General features: G+C 31.8%; 5 protein-coding genes and 1 pseudogene. 1 reads left to right on the top strand and 5 read right to left on the bottom strand.

Annotation, left to right across the window (positions count from 1 at the left end; genetic code table 11):
* Positions 1–11: 11 nt before the first annotated feature.
* Positions 12–194 (top strand): annotated as a pseudogene (locus tag COL05_RS29285) (IS3 family transposase); the annotation flags it as partial.
* A gap of 72 nt (positions 195–266) precedes the next feature.
* Here the strand turns inward: COL05_RS29285 and COL05_RS29280 are convergent.
* From COL05_RS29280 to COL05_RS29260, 5 genes are all read right to left on the bottom strand, one after another.
* Complete coding sequence (locus tag COL05_RS29280; RefSeq protein ID WP_098671153.1) at positions 267–677, bottom strand: hypothetical protein; 411 nt, start codon at positions 675–677, stop codon at positions 267–269.
* Positions 678–1,093: 416 nt separating this feature from the next.
* A complete protein-coding gene (hepT, locus tag COL05_RS29275; protein WP_098671152.1) occupies positions 1,094–1,507 on the bottom strand; it encodes a type VII toxin-antitoxin system HepT family RNase toxin in 414 nt (137 codons plus the stop codon).
* Complete coding sequence (gene mntA / locus COL05_RS29270; RefSeq protein WP_098671151.1) at positions 1,497–1,904, bottom strand: type VII toxin-antitoxin system MntA family adenylyltransferase antitoxin; 408 nt, start codon at positions 1,902–1,904, stop codon at positions 1,497–1,499. The genes hepT and mntA overlap by 11 nt, the downstream gene beginning before the upstream one ends.
* A 335-nt stretch (positions 1,905–2,239) precedes the next feature.
* Positions 2,240–2,587 (bottom strand): YxeA family protein, encoded by a 348-nt coding sequence (locus COL05_RS29265; RefSeq protein WP_098671150.1) that lies wholly within the window; start codon positions 2,585–2,587, stop codon positions 2,240–2,242.
* A gap of 210 nt (positions 2,588–2,797) precedes the next feature.
* Positions 2,798–4,447 carry a S8 family peptidase gene (locus tag COL05_RS29260; RefSeq protein WP_180233492.1) on the bottom strand — a complete coding sequence of 550 codons (1,650 nt, stop codon included), beginning with the start codon at positions 4,445–4,447 and terminating at the stop codon, positions 2,798–2,800.
* Positions 4,448–4,496 lie beyond the last annotated feature (49 nt).

Below are 4,496 nucleotides of genomic sequence, written 5' to 3'. Positions count from 1 at the left end.
GAAGAAATTAAATGGAAAGCTTCTTTGGTCATTTAAAAAGTGAAGCCTTCTATTCACAAGAGATAACAAAAGTATCCAACACAACTGTGCGAAAGATTGTGCTAGAATACATACATTACTACAATTGTGTGCGNNAGTGGTTTAGGTGTTTTGATAGGTGTCCCGTTTTCGGGGTTCACTTCAAAATAGGTTAATGTGTTTTCTTTTCCCTATCTACTATGAGGGGAGAATAGCATACTAAAAATAGCTTCTTTTTTGTAAAAGTTCTAAGATTCTAGTGCAGTAATTAATTGCTGACGTTCTTTATCTCTAAAAATTTTAATTTCATGTTTAAATTCATAATTTCCTTCTTCAAATCTAACCCATTCCTTACTTGTCCAATATATAACGTCTACATTTGCATCTAAAATTACCGAACATATGTCTACTAATTCTTCTTCGTAAAATGGCGCTTCTTTTGCTAGTTCAAAAGCTAGTACTTTTGGATCCTTACTTTTAATTTGAAGTTCCCTTGAAGTTTTCCCTAAATACTGCCATGGAGAGTGTAGGGATTGCACATGAACATTTTGAATTTCTTTAAACTGTGATGGCGAATGTATTGTAGCAGCAAATGTAGGTTTGCTCACTCCTATTGTTGTGCCTAAAGCAATAGAACCAATAATAAGTTTTTTAATCATTTTTTCAGCCCCCTTTAATTATTTTGGATATGCTTCATTTTTATACTACGTTCATGTTCGTGTAAATGAAGATGATTTGACATGATTCATCATTTTTTTCAAAAACTGCATATTAATTTACCGCCATAAATTTACCAAAAACAAAAAAGTTTCCACAAGGAAACTTTTTTGTTTTTAATATACATTGTATGTATAAAAATTAGTTTTGAAAATATTTACTTATTTGTTGATAAAATTGTATGTGGATATTGTTCCTACTATTAACTACACACATCTCATGCAAAGCCTCGCTACAACATAAACAAATTCATCTTATGACTGCGTTTCTTCTTACGAAATTAAGTAATTGTTTCAATAGCTGGTTTGGGAATCATAGAATTACTTTCTTTCTCAGTCCTATTATTCTGTTCTTTTGCCTAAAATTCCAATATCCCCATTACTTCTTTCGTAAATAGTTTAAAATCAGTTAAATGTTTTTCAATAATTTGACGAACAATATCTAAATTTACACTTTGATAATCATGAACAGCAATATTACGAAATCCAACCATTGCTTTTAACTTATTTGCTAGATCAGCGCTAAGTAATCCTGCTGTAACCAATAAATCAAAAGCCTCTCGACTAGATTGGGGTAGTCCTAATCTTTTCCCTGCAACAATATGCATTGCTAAATCAATACTCGCTTCACAAGCTCTTTGTATGTTCAATATTATTGAATCTTGTTTTGTAAAGTCCTCTAAATTTTCAGGGTCATTTCCATATACATCTTGGATTCTTTTTATACAACGCTCTATTGTAGAAATTTTATTTAAAATAACCTCATTCTTCATATATAGAACCTCTTTTCTTTATATCATCAAATACTATCTGTCTTTCTTCGTTCAATTTTGAATACATTTTTAAGGTTTTCATTTCAAAAATGACCTTACGTTTTTCATCCGAACAAAATATTGTCTTTCCTGTATGTATAATCTGAGCTTGAAAAACTGTAGAAGCTTCCGATAAATCAACTAAATCAACATCTCTATGAACAATGTTGGCTAACTCCTGTGCTAATAAAAAACGTTCATAGTTCCCTAAGGTTGTGTCACTTAAATAAGCTATATCAATATCACTATCTTCTCGTTCTCTGTTCTCAGCCGTTGATCCAAACAAAATTATCCAATAGGGATTCACCGTCTCTTGTAATTTTTCTATAATAGCTGTTATCATGCTTTGAAAAATCATCTCATTAATCCCCCTTAGTATACTTGAATTTTATTATATCATAACCAATCATCAATCCTTTAAACTACTACAAATACTTAGACAAAACTAGAAGCTTATTTCTGACCTAAAATTATTATAGTTCAGGGGTAGGTATGGTGTAGCCTTGAATCTTAAATAATTGTTTATAATCCAACACTTCGCCTGTTAAATGTCTTTTATATTTTCTTCTTGCAAAAGCAAAAGGCTGACAATAAATGTCAGCCTCTTACTTTTATAACTCTGAAGAACTTTAACCTATTTTAATATACATTCTAATAATTTGAGGATATATCGCTCTAACAAAGACTTATATATTAATCCACCTTTAATTTTTCTTTTACTTTTGTAGGGAGTTCGTCTTTCTTAACCTCTTCCCAAGATTTCACACCTTTTTTCTCAGAGTAATATATACGTAAAAATGCTTCTTTACGAAGGTTTTTTAACGCTGTAAACTCCATTTCTTTCTCTTTACCATCCTTATCAAATCCAGGTAATTTATATTGGTAATTCGTATCCCCATTTACATTTTTCTCTTTTAATTTTTCACCATCTTTGGTAATTTGCACATAATATGTATCTGTACCAAGACGATTTAAATTACACCCCGATAACAACACAGTAAACATCACAAAAACACTACACATAAGCACTATTCGTTTCATATGACTCACCTCATATCTTTTCTCACAAAAATTATATCCTAATCTATTTGCTGCCAAAATTCATTTCCATTACGCTAACATTACGTTTTTGTAAGGTAGTAAAAACAGCATAAAATTAAAAGGATATGAATTCATATTTCTATTGAATCCATATCCTTTGTTCTTATTGAGTAAACTATTCTACCTCATTCTAAATAGGAGGTATTTTTATTATTCTGGGAAAATGAAATTAGAGTTCTCTTCACTATTTTCGGAATCCTCTTTCGGGAACGTAATAGTAGAACCTTTGTTTCCTTTATTTATTTCTGGTTCCTCAGGAAATACAATGGAGGAATCATTACTTAAGTTTGGTGAAAAACCAAGTTTAGATAAAATGGCTTTTAAGTCAGGTAAAACACCAATTTTATCAGAGATTGGATCGTTAGATTTGGTTCCTGTACTAGGGTCACTTAAAATATCCCTAAGCTGGCTTGGTGTATATACTTTTCCCTTATTATTTTTTGCAATTCCTTGAATTGATGCAGCAGCACCAGCAATAATAGGTGATGCGCTAGATGTTCCACTAAAGCTAGAAGTATATAGATTTGTTGTAAATTCACTTGGTTTAGCATCTGTTGTATCTACTGCATTCCCCCATCCATACACATCCACTCTACTACCATAATTAGAGAAATATGAACGCTTATGAGGAACTCTTGCAGAAGCTGCCCCAACCATAATTGCCCCTGAATCTTTAAAATCAGGACTATTACGATTTAAAACTTGTTTACCATTACGGTCTCTAAATTGATCTAAATCATTTCCGCCGTTTGAACCTGCTTCAATAATAATAATCCCCTTATTTGTTCCCAGACGAATTGCATCAAATATATCCGGTTTTACTTCTACAGGGAAATAATTCTTATCTCCATATCCATCGTAAGTTGCTTGGGCTTCTAATAAAAGAATATCTCCAGCTTGCATATTGTTAACTGCACTTAATATAGCATCAGCTGTATTATAATTTCCGTTATCCCTAAACTGAGATACAACCTTTACCTTAGCTTTCGGTGCAATTCCAATTCCACCTATGTTATTATCTTCTGCCGAAACAATCCCTAAGACTGAAGTACCATGATCATGGTGTTCACTCCTATTCTGCCCAGATATCAATTCAATCTTTTGATTCACTAAATCCTCATGACTAAATAACCACCCATACTCCATATCTACGAAAGTAGTTCCTTTTCCATCTCCACCTTTTATGCTCCAGGCATAAGGTGCATTAATTCCTAATGGCGCTGGTTCAAGGTAACCTTGTCTTATAAGTCTAGGCTCATCATATGGATTAACCGATAAATTTGGCAAGCGCTCTTCTGGCGGCGCCTCTTCTTCCTGTAAATACGCCATTTCAACAAGAGATGATTTTTCCAATTTTACAAGTAATGCTTGTAAATCAATATCACCTTTGGTTTCTACAATATAATAGTTTAGCAAATTAGAAGAAATATGTTCGGAGTCGTTTATTTCTCTACCTAGATTTTTAATTTCTTTAGGGTTTAAAGAACTAAAAAGTCGATTTATAGTTACATTTGGGTATTGAGCTAAAATCTCAATTAAGTCAGAGTCTTGTTTTTCCTCTTTAATGAACTTTTCTATTCCATCCTGATATGGTAAATTCGCTTCATTTTTAAATTTCAAAACTAATTGTTTAATAACTTGCTTATGTACATTAGAATTTAATTGTTTATTTGAATTCTTGTAAGTAGCTGCATAAGCAACTTCTGATTTTTCACTTGGAAGTAGTCCGCCTACCCCATTAAATGCTGTTAATGCAATTGAAGAAACTAGAATTCCCTTAAAAATTTTCAAAACGTGCACCTCTTTTTATTAATATATAATTATTAAAAAATGTATATTACCTAATTTC

Source organism: Bacillus sp. AFS059628, assembly GCF_002571225.1.
Classification (GTDB): domain Bacteria; phylum Bacillota; class Bacilli; order Bacillales; family Bacillaceae_G; genus Bacillus_A.
Note: the sequence above shows the minus strand (reverse complement) of the source record. Positions and strands in the feature narration are given on the sequence as shown.

Excerpts from the sequence above, each read along its gene's own strand:
- COL05_RS29280 (WP_098671153.1), bottom strand. The coding sequence starts at position 677 with ATGATTAAAAAACTTATTATTGGTTCTATTGCTTTAGGCACAACAATA.
- hepT (WP_098671152.1), bottom strand. The coding sequence starts at position 1,507 with ATGAAGAATGAGGTTATTTTAAATAAAATTTCTACAATAGAGCGTTGT.
- mntA (WP_098671151.1), bottom strand. The coding sequence starts at position 1,904 with ATGATTTTTCAAAGCATGATAACAGCTATTATAGAAAAATTACAAGAG.
- COL05_RS29265 (WP_098671150.1), bottom strand. The coding sequence starts at position 2,587 with ATGAAACGAATAGTGCTTATGTGTAGTGTTTTTGTGATGTTTACTGTG.